19 protein-coding genes are annotated in these 20,098 nt (G+C 34.2%); 4 read left to right on the top strand and 15 right to left on the bottom strand.

Going from position 1 to position 20,098, the window contains the following annotated elements:
* Position 1 precedes the first annotated feature (1 nt).
* From ACMHJ2_RS10850 to ACMHJ2_RS10800, 11 genes are all read right to left on the bottom strand, one after another.
* Positions 2-2,353 carry a type I restriction-modification system subunit M gene (locus tag ACMHJ2_RS10850; protein ID WP_413512877.1) on the bottom strand — a complete coding sequence of 784 codons (2,352 nt, stop codon included), beginning with the start codon at positions 2,351-2,353 and terminating at the stop codon, positions 2-4.
* A gap of 419 nt (positions 2,354-2,772) precedes the next feature.
* The gene (gene traN, locus ACMHJ2_RS10845) at positions 2,773-3,648 is read right to left on the bottom strand and encodes a conjugative transposon protein TraN (RefSeq protein ID WP_413512876.1); all 876 of its coding nucleotides are present in this window, start codon (positions 3,646-3,648) and stop codon (positions 2,773-2,775) included.
* A gap of 26 nt (positions 3,649-3,674) precedes the next feature.
* Complete coding sequence (traM, locus tag ACMHJ2_RS10840; protein WP_413512875.1) at positions 3,675-4,958, bottom strand: conjugative transposon protein TraM; 1,284 nt, start codon at positions 4,956-4,958, stop codon at positions 3,675-3,677.
* A complete protein-coding gene (locus tag ACMHJ2_RS10835; RefSeq protein ID WP_413512874.1) occupies positions 4,936-5,214 on the bottom strand; it encodes a hypothetical protein in 279 nt (92 codons plus the stop codon). Before ACMHJ2_RS10835 ends, traM begins: the two co-directional genes overlap by 23 nt.
* 11 nt (positions 5,215-5,225) lie before the next feature.
* Positions 5,226-5,849 (bottom strand): conjugative transposon protein TraK, encoded by a 624-nt coding sequence (traK, locus tag ACMHJ2_RS10830; RefSeq protein WP_413512873.1) that lies wholly within the window; start codon positions 5,847-5,849, stop codon positions 5,226-5,228.
* Between the two features lie 7 nt (positions 5,850-5,856).
* On the bottom strand, positions 5,857-6,852 hold the full coding sequence (traJ, locus tag ACMHJ2_RS10825) for a conjugative transposon protein TraJ (protein WP_413512872.1): 996 nt from the start codon (positions 6,850-6,852) through the stop codon (positions 5,857-5,859).
* Positions 6,853-6,854: 2 nt separating this feature from the next.
* Positions 6,855-7,487 carry a DUF4141 domain-containing protein gene (locus ACMHJ2_RS10820; RefSeq protein WP_286397326.1) on the bottom strand — a complete coding sequence of 211 codons (633 nt, stop codon included), beginning with the start codon at positions 7,485-7,487 and terminating at the stop codon, positions 6,855-6,857.
* 78 nt (positions 7,488-7,565) lie between these two features.
* Positions 7,566-10,070: a TraG family conjugative transposon ATPase gene (locus tag ACMHJ2_RS10815; RefSeq protein ID WP_413512871.1), complete on the bottom strand. Its 2,505-nt coding sequence runs from the start codon at positions 10,068-10,070 to the stop codon at positions 7,566-7,568.
* Positions 10,054-10,374: a DUF4133 domain-containing protein gene (locus tag ACMHJ2_RS10810; protein ID WP_413512870.1), complete on the bottom strand. Its 321-nt coding sequence runs from the start codon at positions 10,372-10,374 to the stop codon at positions 10,054-10,056. The genes ACMHJ2_RS10815 and ACMHJ2_RS10810 overlap by 17 nt, the downstream gene beginning before the upstream one ends.
* 85 nt (positions 10,375-10,459) lie before the next feature.
* On the bottom strand, positions 10,460-12,268 hold the full coding sequence (locus tag ACMHJ2_RS10805) for a reverse transcriptase domain-containing protein (protein ID WP_413512869.1): 1,809 nt from the start codon (positions 12,266-12,268) through the stop codon (positions 10,460-10,462).
* Positions 12,269-12,887: 619 nt separating this feature from the next.
* Positions 12,888-13,196 carry a DUF4134 domain-containing protein gene (locus tag ACMHJ2_RS10800; protein WP_073145514.1) on the bottom strand — a complete coding sequence of 103 codons (309 nt, stop codon included), beginning with the start codon at positions 13,194-13,196 and terminating at the stop codon, positions 12,888-12,890.
* A gap of 288 nt (positions 13,197-13,484) precedes the next feature.
* On the opposite strand from ACMHJ2_RS10800, the gene ACMHJ2_RS10795 reads away from it, so the two are divergent.
* Positions 13,485-14,162 (top strand): DUF6904 family protein, encoded by a 678-nt coding sequence (locus ACMHJ2_RS10795; RefSeq protein ID WP_413512868.1) that lies wholly within the window; start codon positions 13,485-13,487, stop codon positions 14,160-14,162.
* Positions 14,163-14,247: 85 nt separating this feature from the next.
* On the opposite strand, the gene ACMHJ2_RS10790 is transcribed toward ACMHJ2_RS10795, so the two are convergent.
* From ACMHJ2_RS10790 to ACMHJ2_RS10775, 4 genes are read right to left on the bottom strand one after another with little or no spacing between them, the layout of a single operon-like run.
* A complete protein-coding gene (locus tag ACMHJ2_RS10790; RefSeq protein WP_413512867.1) occupies positions 14,248-14,757 on the bottom strand; it encodes a hypothetical protein in 510 nt (169 codons plus the stop codon).
* Between the two features lie 3 nt (positions 14,758-14,760).
* Positions 14,761-15,048, bottom strand: a complete 288-nt coding sequence (locus tag ACMHJ2_RS10785; protein ID WP_413512866.1) for a DUF3408 domain-containing protein — start codon at positions 15,046-15,048, stop codon at positions 14,761-14,763.
* Positions 15,048-15,479 carry a DUF3408 domain-containing protein gene (locus ACMHJ2_RS10780; RefSeq protein WP_006266610.1) on the bottom strand — a complete coding sequence of 144 codons (432 nt, stop codon included), beginning with the start codon at positions 15,477-15,479 and terminating at the stop codon, positions 15,048-15,050. The genes ACMHJ2_RS10785 and ACMHJ2_RS10780 overlap by 1 nt, the downstream gene beginning before the upstream one ends.
* A 12-nt stretch (positions 15,480-15,491) precedes the next feature.
* Positions 15,492-16,259: a ParA family protein gene (locus ACMHJ2_RS10775; RefSeq protein ID WP_413512865.1), complete on the bottom strand. Its 768-nt coding sequence runs from the start codon at positions 16,257-16,259 to the stop codon at positions 15,492-15,494.
* Between the two features lie 956 nt (positions 16,260-17,215).
* Between ACMHJ2_RS10775 and ACMHJ2_RS10770 the strand changes: the two genes are divergently transcribed.
* The 3 genes from ACMHJ2_RS10770 (at position 17,216) to ACMHJ2_RS10760 (ending at position 20,096) form a co-directional block, all read left to right on the top strand.
* Positions 17,216-18,064, top strand: coding sequence for a hypothetical protein (locus ACMHJ2_RS10770; RefSeq protein ID WP_413512864.1), 849 nt, complete (start codon positions 17,216-17,218; stop codon positions 18,062-18,064).
* A gap of 221 nt (positions 18,065-18,285) precedes the next feature.
* On the top strand, positions 18,286-18,978 hold the full coding sequence (locus ACMHJ2_RS10765; protein WP_413512863.1) for an HNH endonuclease: 693 nt from the start codon (positions 18,286-18,288) through the stop codon (positions 18,976-18,978).
* A gap of 269 nt (positions 18,979-19,247) precedes the next feature.
* The gene (locus tag ACMHJ2_RS10760; protein ID WP_413512862.1) at positions 19,248-20,096 is read left to right on the top strand and encodes an alpha/beta fold hydrolase; all 849 of its coding nucleotides are present in this window, start codon (positions 19,248-19,250) and stop codon (positions 20,094-20,096) included.
* Positions 20,097-20,098 lie beyond the last annotated feature (2 nt).

The raw sequence follows: 20,098 nt of genomic DNA, 5'->3' as shown, positions 1-20,098 counted from the left end.
GCTAAAAATTTAAAATTTCTGCCAACAATCCATCGCCTTCTTTTTCCAGTGCCAAAATATCTTGAGTAACTTCTTCTAAAGAACGCAATGGGGCAGGTTGGTAAAAATATTTGTTGAAGCTTAGCTCATAGCCAATCTTTACGCTGTCTAGCGCCATCCAACTTTCTTCGGCATACGGTTTTACTTCTTTCAAATAATATTCCTGTATATTGTCTTTCAGCGGAATGCTTTCACTGTCACGCAAGTCGCTTTCGGTTTCGTAAATGATATATTCGCCTTTCTTTTCGGCAGGAAAATAACCATAATACGGCAAATCTTTTTCGGTACAGCCCAAAAATGCCAATAAATCCGTTAGCTTTTGTCCGCTGAGTTTTTCAGTTTTCTTGATGACTTTCTCTGCCGTTTCATCATACCAGCTTACGGCATCGAAGATTTGTTTCTTTTCAGAAGCCGAGAGTTTGGTTTTATCTTGTTTCAACACTTCCTCAACTTTCGTTGTAAAACTATTAAAGTTGGTAAACTCGTTTGTACCTATAATTTCCATCAGGCGTACAGCAGTTTGATATGACGTTTCTTGCTTTTGCCAAGTTTCCTTTTTTAGAAAAGCTGTCAATTGTTTGGCGTTGATGTTCAGTTCTTGCTTGTCGATATAGTCGGCAATGACTTTCTTGTGCGTTTCCAATCCACTGTACACTTCCATTCCGTACTGCTCAAAAAGATATTGCGAAAACTCGGGTTGTACCTTGTCCCATTTCAACACTTCTATTTTTCCTGAAGTAAACTGTGCTTTCAATCGCTTCGGTCTTTCGATATTGATTTTATAATACCCAAAATCACTATTGTCAAAAACTTTACTTGCCAGTTTTTGTTCTCTCTCTTTCTCCATTTCACTCAACTCCAGATAGCAGTTCACAATATCGCTGATGTGCGTTTTGCTGAGTTCACAGTTTTTATTCCCCAAATTCTTGCGCAGTTTCTGGTACATTTCACTGGCGTCAATCAACTGAACTTTTCCTTTTCGTTGCGCAGGTTTATTGTTGGTTAAAATCCAGATATAGGTGGTAATACCGGTATTGTAAAAAATATTGTTCGGCAATTGGATGATCACATCCAATAAATCATTTTCTATAATATAACGACGAATATTACTTTCGCCACCACCGGCATCGCCAGTAAACAAGCTAGAACCGTTGTGTACCGAAGCAATACGGCTTCCTATTTTGTTTTTATCGGTCAAGACTTTCATCTTGTCCACCATTTCCATCAGGAACAGCAACTGTCCATCACTTGAACGGGGTACAGCATCCACATCTTCTTCTACGCCCCAGTAATTTTTTAATCTAATTTTAAAACGGTTGTCAATGACATCTTTGCCGTCTTTGATGTATTTCTGCTCACTCGACCAGCTTTTTCCGTACGGTGGATTAGAAAGCATAAAGTCAAACTTTGTGCCTGCAAATTCATCGGTTGAAAGTGTAGAACCCACTTTGATATGCTCGGGATTTTTACCCTTAATCATCATATCCGATTTACAAATGGCATAGGTTTCATCGTTTACCTCTTTTCCAAACAAGTACACATCGGTATTGGTAGCTTTGATTTCTCCCTCGGGATCGGTGATGAAATTTTCCGATTCGGTTAACATCCCACCCGTTCCACAAGCTGGGTCATAAATCGTAATCACTGATGGAATCTGGTTTTTAATCGGTTCAAAAACCATGTGCGTCATCAAATCAATCACTTCTCTTGGCGTGTAGTGTTCTCCTGCTTCTTCATTATTCTCCTCATTGAATTTACGGATCAACTCTTCAAACACATAACCCATTCCTAAATTGGTCAAAGCAGGAAGTTTTCTCCCTCCCGAATCCAGTTTTTCAAAAGGCGTCACGTTTATATCCGGTGATGTAAATTTTTCTAATACATCCAGCAATACATCTTTATTAGCCATGTGCTTGATTTGTGCACGAAGCTTAAACATATTTATGATTTCCTGTACATTGGCACTAAAACCATTCAGGTATTCTTCAAAATTTCCTAATAAAATCTGTTGACTATTGGTAGCATTGGCATGCAGGCTTTGCAATGTCCACTCGCTGGTATTGTAGAAAACATATTTAGAAGCAGCGGTCATTCCTTTGTCATCCCACTCGGTAAACTTCATCGTATTTTTCTGAAAATCTACTTCTTCTAAAACCCTTTCTTTAGTAGGTTCAAGCAAAGCGTCTAATCTTCTCAACACTACCATTGGCAAGATAACATCTCTATATTTCCCTCTCACATAAACGTCTCTTAGACAGTCATCGGCGATGCTCCAAATAAAGGAGATTAATTTATTATGTACAGCGTGGTTCACGATTATTTAAAATATTATTTTGTTGAATATAAAAATTCCTTGATCTTAATTTCTAATAGTCTAGCTTTTTTTAATCTATGGTAGCATATCATTAGCAAACCAACAAAAAATAGTGAGTACATTGTTACTAAATTCTTCCGTTAACTAACTACTAGTTCTGGATTTTTTATCAAAATGACTCTTATTATATTGATTATCAATGCTAGTTATTAGATTATCATCGGATGTTAAATATAAGGGTATTTAAATGATTGACAAACAAGAAAGCACCTCTTATTGAACTAAGTTTATTTAATTGATTATTCTTTTTAAACACAACTGATACTTTTAATACTTTATTAAACTCCTCTTGAGTTTAAGCAACAGAAAATTAAAAAGCAGTTAATTGAAGAATCATTAACTGCTTTTTAATTTTTTTATTATTTAACCTTACCTACATTTATTGGCTTTGCCTTTAAAAGCCCTAAAATCTTTATTTTCAAAACCAAATTCCTCATCCCACTTTTCTCATTAACTTCAATTAAAAGCACCTGTTTATCAGATAAAGTAAATTGATCTAACATAAAGACATTGTCTTGTTTACCTTGACTATTAATCGTTTGAAAATCACTATAACTTCTAATTGGTTTTAAAGCTACTTCTTGAACTGTAGTTCGTTTTGTAGTTCTTCTATCTTTGATTTTAAAACTAACATAGTCAACCTCGTATGGTAGATTACTTTTGTTGCTAATTGAGATGTGAAAGTATAATTTACCATCTTGGGTATAAATACTCTTTAGCCTTGCCTGTACTCCATAGCTTTTGCTTTTGATATTTAGCTTTTTCTTGTTTTTCTTAATGATAGCTTTCATAAAAATATCTGCCAAGCCTGGACTGGTAGTACCTAAATCTTTAAATAGGACTTCACTTTGCTGTTTGTTTACTTGTTTTTCAAACTTGGTTAAGTCATAGCTCAGTTGTGTTGGGTGTTCATTATAGATAACATTGAAACTATAGTACTTGCCATCGTTTGTAATAACTGTAAAGTTTGTTGGCGAGATAGCTTCTCTTACAGTTTTTAATCGAAGTACATTAGAGGTAGCTTCTACTTTACTGGCTATAATCTCACTACTTCCTAAATCCACATATTCAATACTACTTGGAAACAAAATATGAGTCGTTTTGTTTTGGGTAAGCTCAACCTTATAAGGAGTTACCTCAGCATTTGATAAGTTAATTGATTGATTGTTCTCTTGAGCGATTATTGTGTTTACAGTTAAAAAACACAATAACATATATTTAAAAATTGTTTTCATAATGATTTATTTTACTTGGTTAACGTTTATTCTTTTGGAACAAGAAACAGCTCTTGTCCTTGTTTTAATGTTACTCGTTGGGCTTTTACTTTCTTTGAAAAGTATCCTGACACCCCTTGAATAAGTCCTTTGGTTAAATCTCCTGCAATTTGGTCTGAAGCGGATTTACTCATAGATATACTTGTACCTGCTGTTTGTCCCATATTGGCAATGATTTCTTTTGAAGCGCTTATCTCCTGAAGGTCTAATACCTCTAAGCCTTTTTGTCCATAGTTATCATAACCGATAAGCTCTGTTTCTATGATGCTATTGTCGATTTTAATAGAGTTTACACTAAGCTCTAATCTACCGTTACTTACTTTGACTTTAGCAATAAGCGTACTTGTCTCAGGTAACAGAGCTCCGTTTATTACTATACTTTCTAAGAGTTTTAATTTAATATAACCTTCGTTTATAATGACCTGATCTTCTTTGATACTAACTCGTATGCTCTTTTTATGAGTTTGTGTTTTACGCTCTCCTTCTGCTGTATAAAAGGTTGGATTATTTTCAAGATTAATAGGTAAGAAATCCTGTAAACTCATCGGTTTTACAAGTGAAGAGACAATCTCTTTACTGGTTTTATCAAGTACCGTTATAGCCTGTTTTTTACTTGAAATTGTTTTGACATTTGTAGTCTCATTTGAAGGCGATAATTCAGTTTGTTTTTGACCACCTGGTAAATACTTTGCTGCCATCTGAAATGATTTTTCCATAAGCTCTAATTGACTATCAATTGTAATAGGCGTTGGAGTGTCTTTTTCTTCTAATCTTGCTTCTAACTCTTCTATTTGCTTTTTAAGGCGTTCGGTTTCTTGATTTTCTGTATTATCATAAAAACTACTCAGCACATTTTGGCTTTGCTTATAGTTCTGATAAGACCTCTCATAAGGCGTGTAAGTAGGCTCTTCGTTGTAATCTTGGTGATTATAGCTACTATTAGACTCCTCATGCGACTCATTCCAATAATCTACTAAGGAGTGCATCTGGTTCTCGTTCTCTTGTTGCTTTTGTTCCCATAGCTCTTTTTCATAGGCTTTGACCTTGTCTGTGGGCATCCCTTGTGTTATCGCTTCCGGAACTGAATCATTGTGTGTGATAAACTCTTTGTCTTTTGGTTTAAACAAAAGATACATTGCCCCTAAAAACACAATGCCCATTAAAGTAAATACAATGTGTTTTTTGTGTTTTTCAACGATGCCTTGGAATACCTTATTTTCTTTGGGTACTTTCTCTATTTGGTGGTTTTTATCTGATTGATTGTGATTCATAATTAATGGTTTTAATAATTGATTTTACCTTTTGCTTTTCAAGCAAATACTTAACAGGTCTGATATTGCTTTGTTTTTCTTGACTATCTGATGTTAGTTTAGAACTAAAGCTTGTCTTTACAATAAAAAAGCAAACAAGGCTATAGAATGTAAATACAGCAAGTAATAAAACTCGTTGCCTTTTTATTGAGAGGCTATTCCAATAGGTCTGTAGCCTACTGGAATAGCTATGTCTTAAAAGTTGTAACTTATTCATAGATTAGTTTTTTAACGTTTAACAACTTCTAAGTCTTTGTTCTCTACAACGGTAAACTTTTCAATGATAAACCCCTGAGGATTATTATCAGACCTAACCGCAGATATAAGCTGACTACTTGTTACAAGATTCCTCTTGGTGAGATTACTTGATCGTATGATATACTGGGTAGCATAGGTCATTGTCTTATAGGGATAGATATTAAAGTCTATTTTAATACTATCTACCTCAACTCGTTGTTGAATATTACCTGAAATTACTCGACTGTAGTACCCTTTTTCAAGTAAGTCTTTGTAGTAGTCAAAAGCGCTTTTATCAGCAAGGTTAAACGCTCTTTGCATATTACCTTCTATTGCTGCCTTCTCAGGTGAGAGGGTAAAGAATAGCTCATGAAAACGCCTTACGTGTTCTCTTGCCTCTACTGGTCTGTTTATACTTGCGTCTTGAGATAGGGCAAGCATAAGTGATTTACCTTTGTCAAGCACATAAATCTTCTCTCGTTGCTCTTTAGCAAAGTCATAGCTTTTGTAGATAGTAAATCCAACTACTAAAAGACAAACCGATGCAAATACAATAGCATAAAGCCGAATCTGTTTAAAACTATTTTCTATATTTCGAAGTGATTTAAATTCCATAATACCTTTATTTTTTAATTAGTTGTCCTGAAATATTACCTACTGTTGCCCCTGCTCCTGCTGTAGCCATATTACCAGTAGTAGATACAGTCTTATTCATGTTGCGCATAAAGTTTCCTGCTCCACCTGCTTGAATTACCCAACCCGTAACTGTTGGAATAGTAAAATATCCTACAATGCCGATGATCATAAAAATAACATGCGCAGTATTAGAGGTATCAGGGACAAAACTTGGATCTGAAAGCATCTGCATATCTCTTTCGATAATTAGAGATTGAATTCTAGCTAGCATTGCACTAAATAAATCGGCTACGGGAAGCCAGAGATACACACTGATATACCGTGTGAGCCATTGCAGAAGCGTAGATTCAAAACCACTCCATATTGAAATAGCAAAGGCAATTGGACCAAGTATGGACAGCACTACCAAAAAGAAAGTCCGAATGGTATCAATAACAAGAGCTGATGCTTGAAAGAGCATTTCTAATATCTCTCTAAAACCATCTCTTAGGTTTTTTTGAAAATCATATTGCCATTTCTCTAAATACATTCCTGTCATAGCAGCTAAATCAGATGGAGACCACCCAAGCTCATCAAGCTTTTTATCAAATTCTTCATCAGAAACTAAATAAGCTGTCTCAGGATTTCGGAGCATCGCTTCTTTTTCTAAAATATCTTTTTTCTGCTGTAAAGAAGCCATATCAATTACTTGACGTTCTAAAATCTGATGAGTACCTTTAACTACAGGGCTAAGCACCATGTTTAGTGTTCCAAGAACAAGGGTTGGAAAAAACATAATACACATGCCCAAAGCAAATGGTCTTAGCATCGGATACACATCAATGGGTTCTGCTCTTGCTAAGGCTTGCCATACTTTTATACCAATGTAAAAAAGAGCACCAAGACCTGCTAAGCTTTTAGCCACACCAGCCATCTGGGCTGATAGTGGCATCATATCATAATAGAGGTTCTGAAGTACCTCATGTAAATTACTATCTCCCATAACTACCAGTATTTTTGATTCGAGGTTCCATATAGATCAAGTACCCTTTGAGTATTGTTTTTCTTCTTCGATCTTAATATGCTGATGCCTATATTTTTTCTGGTATAATAACTAACCAGATTGTGATAGTCTTTTACCTCTTTGTAAACCCTATCTATAATATCCATACGCTCTTTATCATTTAAAGAAAGACTCGAGGCGCGTACAATCTGCTTGAGTTCCTTGACTAGTTCTGTGCTTTCTTGAAGTAATACTGAATATCCGTTTGCAATAGCTACAAGTTCCTGTGCAGAGAAATTTGGATCATTAAGCATCTTGCCAAAGTTCTTGACATAGAGCTCCGAAACTTCTCCAACAAGTAACACTGTCTGTTGAACCTTTCTTGCGTCCTTGACAAGGTTGTTTACTGCTTGGAGCTTGTCATAATACTCCTTGCCTTGTTTATAAACCTTTTCTACTTCTTTAAAATTTTTAATGACATTGCTAACTGTTGAAGAAGTTTGTATAATTTCATTGGCACTATTTAATATGCCTGATGCCAAATTAGTAGGATCCGTTACCACCCACTGGGCATTAGTCTGTATTGGTAGAATTAGTAGCACAGCTACCACAACTACCTGTAATAGTTTTTTCATTGTAATATGTTTTTAATCAGTTGATTATTTTATTGATTATCTACGCGGTTTTCCCCTTAAAGAAATTGGGATAAAGTATTACTGGTTGTATTCTTGTTGTTTTTCTTGTACGAGACGCTTAATAGCCATCTCTACATTACCACCTAGTTCTTTAGCCAAGTTCATAACCTGTAGTTTTTCAGTCTCTTCAGTGGTATAGGCGAGATATTCTGAATAGCTCACCTCTGTAGCGTACACGCCTGAATGCGTGCCGCCAAGACCAATCCATACTTCTTTGTAAAGACGGTTTGGATTGTTGTTTAAATTGATTGAAAGTATCTGGGCTTTTTCTTTATCAGTAAGACCTAACATTGCCTGTATATCATCAAATTTGTTCATATATTTGCGCTGATCAAGAAGTATTTTACAGTCTGAATTATTGATAATACTCTCCTTTACAATTGGAGATTGGATGATGTCATCTACCTCTTGGGTTACAATAATGGCTTCTCCAAAAAACTTTCTAACGGTCTTAAACAAATATTTCAAGTAGTCCGCCATACCCTCTTTGGCTATGGCTTTCCAAGCCTCTTCAATTAAGATTAATTTGCGCTGACCTTTAAGACGTCTCATCTTATTTATAAACACTTCCATAATGATTATAGTCACTATGGGAAAAAGAATTTTGTGATCCTTGATGCTATCAATTTCAAAGACTATAAAGCGTTTGTTAAGTAAATCAAGCTCGCTTTCTGAGTTTAAGAGATAGTCATATTCTCCTCCTTTATAGTAAGGCTCGAGCACATTTAAAAAGTTAGCTAGATCAAAGTCTTTTTCTCTAACCTGCTTCTGTTCTAACTCTGTTTTATAATCTGTTTTGATATACTCATAGAAAGTATTGAAGCTTGGTTTTACATTGCTACTTTGAAGTTTTTGAATATAGCCACTAACAGCATTTGAAAGCGCCACTTCCTCTGCTCGTGAGGGCGGCTGGTCATCCCGCTTCCAAAGCGTTAAGATCAGAGTCTTAATACTTTCTCTTTTTTCAATATCAAACACTCCATCATCGGTATAAAACGGGTTAAAGGCAATTGGGTTTTCTTCGGTATAAGTAAAATACAGCCCATCTTTCCCTTTTGTCTTTGCTTTAATTAGTTCGCATAATCCTTGATAAGAGTTCCCTGTATCAACCAAGAGAACATGAGCGTTTTGCTCATAGTATTGCCGTACCATATGATTGGTAAAAAAGCTCTTACCACTTCCCGATGGTCCCAAGATAAACTTGTTACGATTGGTGATAATTCCCTTTTTCATAGGTAAGTCCGAGATATCTAAATGAATTGGTTTACCAGTTAGTCTGTCTGCCATTTTAATTCCAAAAGGAGATAACGAGTTTTGATAGTTAGTCTCCCCCGCAAAAAAACAAAGTGCAGGTTCTATGAAAGTATAAAAGCTTTCTTCACTTGGAAAGTCAGCGCTATTTCCTGGCATACCAGCCCAGTAAAGCGTCGCAGCATCCACTGTATTGTGTCTTGGTACGCACTCCATAGAAGCGATTGCACTTCCCACGTCGTTTTTAAGCTGTTTAAGCTCACTTAGGTTATCAGACCATGCCATTACATTAAAATGAGCTTTTATAGAAGTAAGGCCTTTACTATGAGCCTCATTTAAATACTCTTCAATCCACTGTTTGTTGATCTGGTTAGCACGACTATATCTGGCAAGCGAATGCATATTCTTGGCTGACTTTTCAAACTGCTTTAAATTGTAATCACTGTCTTCTATAAACAAATACTGGTTATAGATATGATTACAATTAAGCAAGAGTCCAACAGGCGAAGCAAACGATAAAGCCATACTACTTTTATCGGTTGATAGCTTTTCATAGCGAGATAAATAAGATACCTCAGTAGGTAGATCATCTGTACTTGAAAGAGTGTGCATAGAAATGCGATTATCTCCTACTCTAACCTGATCACTACTTATGGCAATATCTTGAAGGCTTCCTCTTTGAGTTGGGTTTAGAGTCAAGTACTGCTCTAAAAGTCCGCTTTTATCTTCTGAGCCAATAATGTCTTCTTCTGTTAGTTTAGTTAAGTGAATCAGTCCACTATCATTAACTATTTTTTCAAACTGAGTAGTAGCTTCTAAAAAGCTTTGAACCGTGTCTTTATCTCTTATTTCTTTTGGAATGAGTTCCCCTCTTGTTAGCGATGAAAAATTACTCTGACTTTTGATTCGCTCCTTGGTAGTCTTTGTGATAAAGAGATAACAAGTATGATTTAAAAAGGGACGCTCATTAAAATGCCTTTCAAAGCTTCTGCTTAAATAGCTCTGCTCTGCGTCTTTAAAATCCGCCTCATAACTTTCTTTTACAAACCAATCTTGCTTGTGAATCACAGTAAACTCTGGAAGCGTTTTAATCGCTTTATGCCACACGCTGTGAATCGTTTCATATTCTTTATCTGAGATGGTAAATATCTCAGGTAAGATGACCTTATAACAAACCGTTATATCTCCTTGTTTGGAGACCATACAGTTGTTCTCTACCGAAAGAATCGGAAACATCCTTTCTAAGGTGTTTGTCTTAGCTGTATTTCTCATAGTTTCTTAGTTTTAAGTTTGTACTTAAATACCCTTTGATCTCTTTTCTTGAGATGATATACCTAGGAAAGTATTTTCTAGCCTGAAGTTTCATAAGTCCATACTGACCGTATTTCTTATTTAGTGAAAATACTTTGTAAACAAGGTAGCCTGATGAACTAAGGCCAAGAGTTAAACACACTATGTTGTTTACCCCTGCCATATACAAAACCATAACAAGTATGAGATTACCTAAGAGTCCTCCTGCAAAATAAAACAGGTACTGTGCTTTGAGCCGTAGGCTAAGTACCCAGCGCCTTATCATATTTCTATGACAGGTTTCCAAGAACTCGCCTCCGAACCGTACGTACATGTCTCCATGTATACGGCTCTCCATTAACATTTTCAGTCTATCCACCATGATGTATCTTTTTATGGCAGGGAATACAAACAGCCAATGTCTTTCTCCGACGTCCAATCATTTGGATTTCCCAAGGCTTTTTGCCTTTCAGGTCTTTGAGTTTCTTGACATGATGGATTTCCATATCTCCTGCTGAACCACATAATTCACATTTACCAGCTCTCAACCTTTCAATAAGACTGGTTCTAGAACTAATGCAGATTGTGTTTGCTAGATTATCACAATTCAATACCATAGTGGTTTTACGCTTAAAACTAGCGTTGAAGAAAACTCGCATTTTCTTTTCCCCTTTCTTATTCTCATAGAACACTACAAAATCCTTGTTACAGCGATATTTGGCTATGATTTTGCGAACAGATGTACGGTACTTATTTGCAAAAGTCTTATACATACTGTATTGCATGATGTACTTGAAAGAGTTTAGATATGAACTATTATTTGCAATAGAATAGTAGTTGGCAAAACCTCTTATTTCTGCATTATAAGCATCGAGTATTTCAAGGTCATCGTTATGGAGTACCTTTACTCTTCTTATAGGTTTCCACTTCTCTTTATTTTCAAACTGATGTATTCTCATCACTTCGTAATGGAGAAGTTTCTTCTTTACAGCTTCCATTGGCATTTCCAATACTACTTTTTTTCCATAGACCTTACTCAGTTTACCAGATTTTTTACTTCTCTTAGTCATTTCAGAGTATTTACGAACGTAGATTTCGTACCCGAGAAATTTAGCATGTTTATTACCATGTGTTATCAGTGTTTTTTCTTCTGAAAGAGAAAGTTTAAGTTTATCATAGAGAAAGTTTTTAATGTCCTCTTTGATTATCTCACTGTCTGCTTTAGACCCAATGACACCGATAATAAAATCATCTGCGTATCTCACGTATTTTATCCTTTTATAATTTTCGTCCATCTCATCTACAGAGGGTAAATGCAACCTTTCTTTCTGAATATTCTTTATTGCTTTAATTAGTTCTTTCCGAGTTTCTTCATTCTCGGTTTTCTTTAGCTTTGTTCCGAGCCACCAAATTTTCCCAGTGTAACTTTTGTACTCAAGGTTCTTTCTCCGTGTTATGCCTTTGTCAAATTTTCGGGCATATTCCTTCATATACTTGTCCAGCTTATCCAGATAGATGTTAGCCAGTATCGGACTAATTATACCTCCTTGTGGTGTTCCGCTATATGTCTTATGAAAGACCCAGTCTTCGATATATCCAGCTTTGAGAAACTTTCTTATCAACCGAATAAAGCGTTCATCAGCAATACGTTCATTTAGGATTTCTATAAGTACATCATGGTTGATGTTATCGAAAAATCCCTCTATATCGCCTTCGATGAACCATTTGGTTGCAGTAAAGTTTTTCTGTACTTGTATCAATGCAGTATGGCAACTTCGTTTAGGTCTAAAGCCGTGAGAAGTATTTTCTAAATAATCTTCATATATTGCTTCTAACATCATTCTAATTACCTCTTGCACTAATTTATCATCGAAAGATGGTATTCCGAGAGGACGTAGTTTCCCGTTTTTCTTTGGGATATATATCCTCCTCGCCGGATTTGGTTGGTATGATTCATTTTTAAGCACACCAATCAATTTTTCAATGCGTTTAAGGCTCATTCCGTCTATTGTTTTACCGTCAGAACCTTCTGTCATATTTCCAGGCTTACTTTGAATATTATTGTATGCCAACAGAAACATGTCTGCATTGTAAAGAACCCTGTAGAGCCGTTCAAACTTATACTCTGAACATTTGCTGTGCTCTGACAGACTGTTTAATACTTTTTCTGGATTTCTCATGTCTCTCACATTTTCCGTTAATTGCATTAATAATGTTAACTGCTTCCCTTCGCCATGTACGAGGCTTTCCCTCGCTCGGACTACTACGGAAGCTCCGTTACCTTGTCGGATATTCAAAAATCAAATACTTTATAGCCTTACGGCATTCCGATTTAGGTAATCCCCGTTTAGCTCTATGGTAACATAGCTTGATAGATTGTCGGATACGACTTTCGTCCTTTACTGTTTATTACAGTTGCGCTGTAACCTGTTCTGCTTCCAATTCTCAAAGGAGGAACTAAAAGTGTTACAGTATGACGCTAGTAACTACCTTCCGTCATAGTTTCGAGTTATGCCACTTGGACTATCGTTCAATCAATTCAGACTTTATCCTCATATCTATCGTTTCATCTTCTGATTCAGTCGCATATTGGTAGTTATATGACTTATCAGTTTATCGGCATGCTACACTCCCTGTCTAGTTTCCCTTTCAGATAAGCCGACTGATGATAGGCTGTCGAACACTCGCCTAATGCCTTGCTAATGGCATATTTACCAAAGAACCTTTACGGGCGCACCTTTAAATTCCACACTGGCTCCAATGCCTTTATTGATACTATACTTTTTCATAAGCGTAGTTTTAAAGGAAAAACGAGCGAAGGATTGTAGCAGCTACAATTAAAAAAATACAAGCTCCAAACCAGCTTGCAGCTGTCTTGCTTGTATCGGGATCACCACTAGAGAATTTGTTGTACACCTTTACCCCTCCAATAAGACCAACTACTGCTCCAATAGCGTAGATAAGTTTAGTGGCTGGATCAAAATAGGAAGTAACCATTTGGGTAGCTTCAGTAATTCCTGCTGCTCCGTTTCCTTGAGCTAAGAGTGGCAAGCTACTTAATACAACAAGTAGTAAAAAAAGCCTTTGTTTGATTGTTTTTGTTTTCATAAGAATGACATTTAGTAAGTTATAATCATGCCCTTTGCATGATACTTTGGTAAATGTCTTTGGAAAACGGTTTGGGGGATTGATTGTGGAAGTTTGGAGTTACTTTTGGCTTTTAGGTAGCCTTATAATTGCAGATCAATCTTTTTTTGTAGGTTTGTTCTTCACTTACTTTGTTTTAATTACAAAAAGAATCATTCTGTTTTTTAGCAACAGGTATAAGGATTGATGTAGTCATTGTAAGAGAACAAGCAACAAGTGGGATATTTATTTTTAAACTAACTGTGTAATATGTTTTATCTATTAGCAACCAAAAACGGTATTGGTTTTGAATTGTGGGGATCTTATGAAGATTTATCTTCTTTATATAATTCCTTTGATGGATTATGGAATAATGAAGAGTACTTAGATCAGCCAGATTTTAACTCAAGAGAATCTATTATAACAAGTATACTATATGAAATCCGAAAGGCTTTTCAAGGCAATAGATTAGAGCGTACAGGCACTCATTTCCATTTTAATGATACACCTTATTTTGGATGTCGAATATCTTGGATACACGGACTGTTCTTTCTGCATGCTATTCGATATAACGCACGTTACTTTAACATCAATAAACTTCAATTAGCAAATCTATTACAATTAGAATATTCGTTAGAAAAAGCAATGTATAGTTATGATCCTAATGGAGCAGCAAACTTATCTCATTACATAACAGGGGGGATTGATGCTTCTAATGATTGCTTGTATATCTATATGAGAAGGATTAACCTTGATTATTTCTTATTAAATGGAGGTAAAAAAGCCTTTAGACAATTAGCTGAACTATTAAAGAAAGCTTGTTTTGGGACATCTGAATATTTAGCATACAAGACTGAACTAGAAAAAGACGCGAAAAAATTAAATACCATAGCTCCTAACCTGGAATTGGATGATGATACATTTGATTATGATAGTGTGAAATGGTAGAGGGATAAATGTCTTTTAAGTCTACATAAGAATTTGGTAATAAACAAAGACAGTGTTTAATTTTTAAAACTAAACACTGTCTTTGTTATATAAAATCATTGATATTAAAATCTTCACTATCGAACACTTCTTCTTCCTTTTTTGGTGATTTTTCCTTTAAGGATTGATCTAATAATTTTGCTATGGTTGCAGCTGAATTAGGCATCGCCTGTTGAAGTAATTCCAATAACTCTGAACCTTCTATTTTTTGAGCTGTCTTTACTGTAGCCTCACTGATTAACTCTTGTTCAATAGACCTAACAAATCCATTAAGCTCATCCGTACTGATTCGCTCAGTAAATTCATGATCTAAAGATTGTATACTATCACTCAGTTCCTTTTCTTCCTCTTCTAAATCAATTTCATCTCCTTTAGTTAGAGATAGTGATTGCTTTAGTATGACTGGTTTACTTTCTCCTATGATACTTATAGGAACATCTTGTTTAAAGGGTAGCTCTTCTGTTTTTATTGAATTCACTTGTTGAATTGGTTTGTTTCTACTTAATAACAGAAGAACTATAATAATAACAAGACTGATTATTATTACAATTTCCATGGATTAAAAGATAGGTTTATACTTCTGGTTAAACTTTTCTACAATCGTCTGTGAAAACTCATCAAAGTGATTCTCAAGCAGATTATCTAAATAAGCATAAATAGAAACTTTGTCCTCTCCTATGACTTGAACAATACGAGTGAGTTTTTCGTGAAACTCTGGTCGGATGTAGACCGTTTTTCCATCTCTGGCTCTGGTTGATGTTTCTTTTAAAAAAGTATCAACATAATTCTCTTTGCTCTTAGTTGTTTGTACTTGAGCTGCTTTCCTAAAGTGTTTAAATTTTCTCATTATAAAATAGGTTTGAATTTGTCATTAAAATATTGGGTAATCTCTTGGCTGTAATCTTGTAGATGTTGCTTTAAAATATTGTCTAAATATGAATACAGCGTTGTTTTCTCTTCTTTAGCTAATTGCGTTATACGAAGCAGTACTTCATGATACTCTGGCCTTATATAAACCACCTTGCCAGCTCTTGTTGATGGGAAGTCATTAATCAAAAAGAGTTCTTGATATTTAGTAATTGCTACTTCTTTCTTTGGTTTCTTCTCTTTTTTCTGTGGTACTTGTTTTTGGGTTACTGGTTCTTCTTTTTCCTCTACAATAGGTTTAACTTGTTTTGCAGACTTAACTTCTATATCACCACTCATAATATTCATTAGGTAGTCTTCATCGAGTAATTCATTTTGAGTCCCCTTTTTTGATGTGTTTTGCTCTTTCATTACATGCTAGATTTAAAGATTAGTAATACGTAAAAACTCATCGGCAAACTCCGATAAATTTGTAGCCTTCATAAGACTGTTATCCGCAGGTAGTAAACTTGATCTAAATACATATCTGCCTTTAGCTTCTGTTTCTTTTCTAAAGCGTTTACTGTCTTTTATTCTCGCCTTCATAATAGGAAGGTCTAATTGTTTAATCACAGTCTCATAACTATTATATAATTCAGTCTTCTCTCTTCCATCCACTTGGTTCCAAAAAAGCCACAACTGTTGTTTAATGGAGTTTTCTTTACTTTTTGGTAATTCCGCAAAAGCTTTAGTAAAACCTAAAGTGCTCTCTACAACTAATCGATCTGCGATAATTGGACTAAAGATGTAATTCATTTGATTTAAGGTGGATAATACTCCTTTAGTGTTAGCTGTCCCAGGTAAATCAAAGAATACCACATCAAAAGTTTGATCTAATTCTTTCATAGTAGCCTCAGCAACTTCTAAGGCTTCTTCAACCTTGCATTTGATAATCGAGTATGCTTTTCTTTTTAATGTTTGAAACTGCTTAATAGCAGCTTGTTTGTAATATTCATTTTGCATGATACTATCCTTGTCACGCTCTCTCATATTAACCAAACTGTTCTGAGGAAAATCACAATCCATAACAAGAACATTATAGCCTAATCGATAATGAAGCTGACTAGCTAAGAGTGTTGTTAAAGTAGATTTACCTACTCCGCCTTTTTGTGTATAAAAGCTAATTTTTAAAGGTTGTTTTACTGTTTCCATATTGTACATTTTTAATGGTTTACGTTTTACATTATGGATAGTTGTAAGTTTTAGATCGTTTAAAACATAGCGTTTTGTTTTTACTAAGTAATACTTGATTCACTGTTTCGTTACAGTAATATTGTAAACCTTGTTTTAAATAAGCAATATTTATCAATTAACTGAGCTTATTCAAAATGATACCTCTTACTTTACAAAAACAATTTTTACTTTAAGCTTTAGCTTCTTCGTTTTTTTACAACCTTGTAAACAGGTTCTTTTAAAAAGCATAAACTGTAAAAACTGTTTTATCGTTTTCAAACTTTACGCTTTTAATTTTTTACTAAAAAATCATTATAAAAAAGCTTTAAAGCGCTATTTAAAAGACAATTGCAAAACTTACTTTACTATCTTACGACAAAGAAAGTATATATACAGATTGAAAACTTTAAATGGAATTTTATGGTTGTACTTGGCACTTTAGTGTCAAATAGTGGGTGATTTACTAATATGAAATCACTTTAGATTTTACTTTGTAAAATTGGTGTATTTACACATCGAAAGATAAGAGCAAGTTATGTTTTGAGGCACTCGAAATACAGTTCGTGCCATCAAAACGACTTGCTCTTGCAGAGGGCTGGAAAACTACTCCGAAGTCGCTAGTTTTTATTGAAACAATAGGCAAACCCAAAATATTGAGTGGTTTACGGATTTGTGTAATAGAGATTAAGAAAATTATTATATGTTTGATTTGAGAACTATTTCGCTATCCATATTTTAAAAAGCGATTATTATTTAAATAACTTCGCTAACCTTAATAAATTAGCTTATTAATCATTTAATTTACAGAAAACTAAATATATTAGCAGCATATTATCCGAATTACGGATATAGATGTCTTTACGAAACTATGCTCTATTTTATTTCGTAAAAAAAACAATGTTAGCTGATATGCTACCCAAAAATCGTATAAAAATATGGCAGAACTAAAGGAAACTGAAAAATTAATTCTCGAGAAATTATTTGAAATGCAAAGTGGCTACGTGCTCGAATTTTCAAACTCCAAGTTTCAGCAATTTATTTTCAATAATTTTAAAATAGATATATATACTCCCAAATATTCTATTTATGGAGATTCTAAAGCTAAAAGACTACGAGCATTTTGGAATATCGAAAGTAATCAAATTGTCGGAAAATTAATAAAGGAATTAGTTGCAGTCTGGGAAACAGAGAAAATATTAAAAAACAAGACAATTACTGAAAATGAGAAGATTTTACAAAGTGAAGCAAACAAAATTGCAAATAATCTATTAGGTGTTAAATCTGAACCTAAGAAAACTGAAGAAACAATTGATGATTTTCTAAATAAAGATTTTGAGGAAGTTTCATTAGAAAAATTAAAAATCGATAGTGTAGTTATTGATATATTAAATTCAAGAATTACTGAAATAAAAAACTCCATAAAATCAAAATCAGCATTATCCTGTGTAATTTTATGTGGGAGCGTTTTAGAAGGAGTTTTATTAGGGATTGCAACAAGCAAGATGAAAGAATTCAATCAGTGTGAAATTAGTCCAAAAAACAAAGACACTCAAAAAGTTTTAACATTTAATGATTGGACATTATCAAATTTTATTGATGTATGTCATAAATTAGGATATCTGGGGCTAGACGTAAAAAAATATAGTCATTCATTACGTGATTTTAGGAATTACATTCACCCGTATCAACAAATGGTATCTCGTTTTAACCCCGATATTGAAACAGCAAAGATTTCTTGGCAAGTTTTAAAAGCTGCAATAACAGACTTATCTAAAAATGTATAAATACAAGCGCATCGGCTTAGCAAAATGCGAGATTTTGGTTGGATTGGACACTATTGTTTTCTAATCGCTAAAAGCTATCTATATTCGTATTTTTTTGTAAGTTTACAAATAATTGGACAGCTTTGGCTTCGTTTGAGGCTGAATTGAACATTTGCTCAATTCAAGCCCGCACTTCCCCCAAGTCCAGTTAGCGGCAACCATTTGACCAATCTTTCACGAAAATGACCACACGAAAAAATCCCAATCATAAACTTAAGGCAAGATTATTACAAGAAGTAAATAGTAATTGTTCTTTCTGTGATTTTTCTGATGCGGGCTTATTAGAATTTCATCATATTGATAATGACAACAGTAATACAATATTTGAGAATTTAATTGCTGTTTGCCCGACTTGCCATACCAAAATAACTTATAACGAAATTTCTCAGCAAGAAGTAATAGAAACCAAACGAAATTTAATAATTGAAAATATGGAGAAAAATAACAAACAAGCCAGTACAAACTCGTTCAATATTAACTCCGAAAACATTAATAATTCTGTATTTGGAAACAATAACAATGTTACAGTAAATGTAAAAAAACAAGTTGTAAAGAAAAACAAATATGTCGAAGGGGAACTTGGTTATGACACTTTAAAGGCTAATTATGTAAGTCATTTAATTAACCGTTATAATGATTACAAAACAAACGAAGTTGGAAAAGAAAATATGAAATTTGGAATTTTTCAAGCCAGTTTGAAAAAGCATTTCAAAATTGGAACGACAAGAACATTAAATCATTTACCTGTTGAAAAATTTGACGAATTAGTAATTGTAATTCAAAGACGAATAAATGCAACAACGTTTGCTAAAAAAATGGGAAAAGAACATAAAAATTTCTCAACGTTTGACGAATATATAGAATTTCAAAAGTAATTTATGGCAACCGCTAACATTGACTTGCCAAAATGCAGGATTTTGGTTGAATTGATCGTTCTTGTTTTCTAATCCGTCAAAAGCTGTCCATATTCGTATTTTTTGTGAGTTTACAAATAATGGAACAGCTTTGGTTAGCAGCAGTCCCAACAACTTGATAATTCAAGAAAAATCCTTCATTAAAAAATAATTTGTTGCACCCTGTAACATTTTGAAAAGACTTGTATCTAAAAGGTGAATTAATAATTAACAATTTAAATTTTAGAAAGATGAACAAGTACAAAGTAACTATTATCATTTTCGTATTTACAGCATTATGTGTAAAGGTATTTGGCCAATCAACTAAATATTCTTTCGAAGTTCACAAAACAGGACAAGGAAAACAAGCCATGATTTTTATCCCAGGTTTTGCTTGTTCTGGAGAAGTTTGGAATGAAACTATTGAAAGATTTGAAAATGAATATACGTGTTATTCTTTAACAATGGCAGGTTTTGCAGGAGTTAAACCTCAAATCAATTCAAGTTTTAATAATTGGGTAATTTCTATTGCGGATTTTATTAAGGATAACAAAATTGAAAAACCAATTATCATAGGACATAGTATGGGAGGAGGTTTGGCATTAGCACTTGCTTCTGACTACCCCAATTTGATTGATAAAATAATTGTAATTGATGCACTGCCTTGTTTGTTTGCATTAACGAATCCTGCTTTTGAATCAAAGGAAAATAATGACTGTTCTACTTCTGTTAATCAATTAACCGCAATGTCTGACGAACAATTTTACCAAATGCAAAAACTATCAATTCCCCAACTTTTAGCCGATACCACTAGGCAAGAAAAAGTCGTAAGTTGGAGTGTGAAATCTGACAGGAAAACTTTTGCTGAAATGTACTGTGATTTTTCAAACACGGATTTAAGAGAGAAAATACAAAATATAAAATGCCCTAGTTTAATTTTGTTAGAATCTTATTTTGCATATATGAAACCAGCTATCGAAGAGCAATATAAAAATTTAAAAACAGCTAATTTACAATATGCAAATAAGGGACTGCACTTTATCATGTATGACGACAAAGAATGGTATTTCACGCAAATCAACAATTTTTTAGCACTGTAATA

Origin of the sequence: Myroides odoratus, from assembly GCF_965118575.1 — a bacterium.
In the GTDB taxonomy this organism is placed as follows: domain Bacteria; phylum Bacteroidota; class Bacteroidia; order Flavobacteriales; family Flavobacteriaceae; genus Flavobacterium; species Flavobacterium odoratum_B.
Note: the sequence above shows the minus strand (reverse complement) of the source record. Positions and strands in the feature narration are given on the sequence as shown.

Bases quoted from the DNA above. Each gene is read 5' to 3' on its own strand.
- ACMHJ2_RS10770 (WP_413512864.1), top strand. From the start codon at position 17,216: ATGGCAGAACTAAAGGAAACTGAAAAATTAATTCTCGAGAAATTATTT.
- ACMHJ2_RS10805 (WP_413512869.1), bottom strand. From the start codon at position 12,268: ATGAGAAATCCAGAAAAAGTATTAAACAGTCTGTCAGAGCACAGCAAA.
- traK (WP_413512873.1), bottom strand. From the start codon at position 5,849: ATGGAATTTAAATCACTTCGAAATATAGAAAATAGTTTTAAACAGATT.
- ACMHJ2_RS10775 (WP_413512865.1), bottom strand. From the start codon at position 16,259: ATGGAAACAGTAAAACAACCTTTAAAAATTAGCTTTTATACACAAAAA.
- ACMHJ2_RS10790 (WP_413512867.1), bottom strand. From the start codon at position 14,757: ATGGAAATTGTAATAATAATCAGTCTTGTTATTATTATAGTTCTTCTG.
- ACMHJ2_RS10785 (WP_413512866.1), bottom strand. From the start codon at position 15,048: ATGAGAAAATTTAAACACTTTAGGAAAGCAGCTCAAGTACAAACAACT.
- ACMHJ2_RS10815 (WP_413512871.1), bottom strand. From the start codon at position 10,070: ATGAGAAATACAGCTAAGACAAACACCTTAGAAAGGATGTTTCCGATT.
- ACMHJ2_RS10835 (WP_413512874.1), bottom strand. From the start codon at position 5,214: ATGAATAAGTTACAACTTTTAAGACATAGCTATTCCAGTAGGCTACAG.
- traM (WP_413512875.1), bottom strand. From the start codon at position 4,958: ATGAATCACAATCAATCAGATAAAAACCACCAAATAGAGAAAGTACCC.
- ACMHJ2_RS10760 (WP_413512862.1), top strand. From the start codon at position 19,248: ATGAACAAGTACAAAGTAACTATTATCATTTTCGTATTTACAGCATTA.
- ACMHJ2_RS10780 (WP_006266610.1), bottom strand. From the start codon at position 15,479: ATGAAAGAGCAAAACACATCAAAAAAGGGGACTCAAAATGAATTACTC.
- ACMHJ2_RS10765 (WP_413512863.1), top strand. From the start codon at position 18,286: ATGACCACACGAAAAAATCCCAATCATAAACTTAAGGCAAGATTATTA.
- ACMHJ2_RS10795 (WP_413512868.1), top strand. From the start codon at position 13,485: ATGTTTTATCTATTAGCAACCAAAAACGGTATTGGTTTTGAATTGTGG.
- traN (WP_413512876.1), bottom strand. From the start codon at position 3,648: ATGAAAACAATTTTTAAATATATGTTATTGTGTTTTTTAACTGTAAAC.
- traJ (WP_413512872.1), bottom strand. From the start codon at position 6,852: ATGGGAGATAGTAATTTACATGAGGTACTTCAGAACCTCTATTATGAT.
- ACMHJ2_RS10800 (WP_073145514.1), bottom strand. From the start codon at position 13,196: ATGAAAACAAAAACAATCAAACAAAGGCTTTTTTTACTACTTGTTGTA.
- ACMHJ2_RS10810 (WP_413512870.1), bottom strand. From the start codon at position 10,374: ATGATAAGGCGCTGGGTACTTAGCCTACGGCTCAAAGCACAGTACCTG.
- ACMHJ2_RS10820 (WP_286397326.1), bottom strand. From the start codon at position 7,487: ATGAAAAAACTATTACAGGTAGTTGTGGTAGCTGTGCTACTAATTCTA.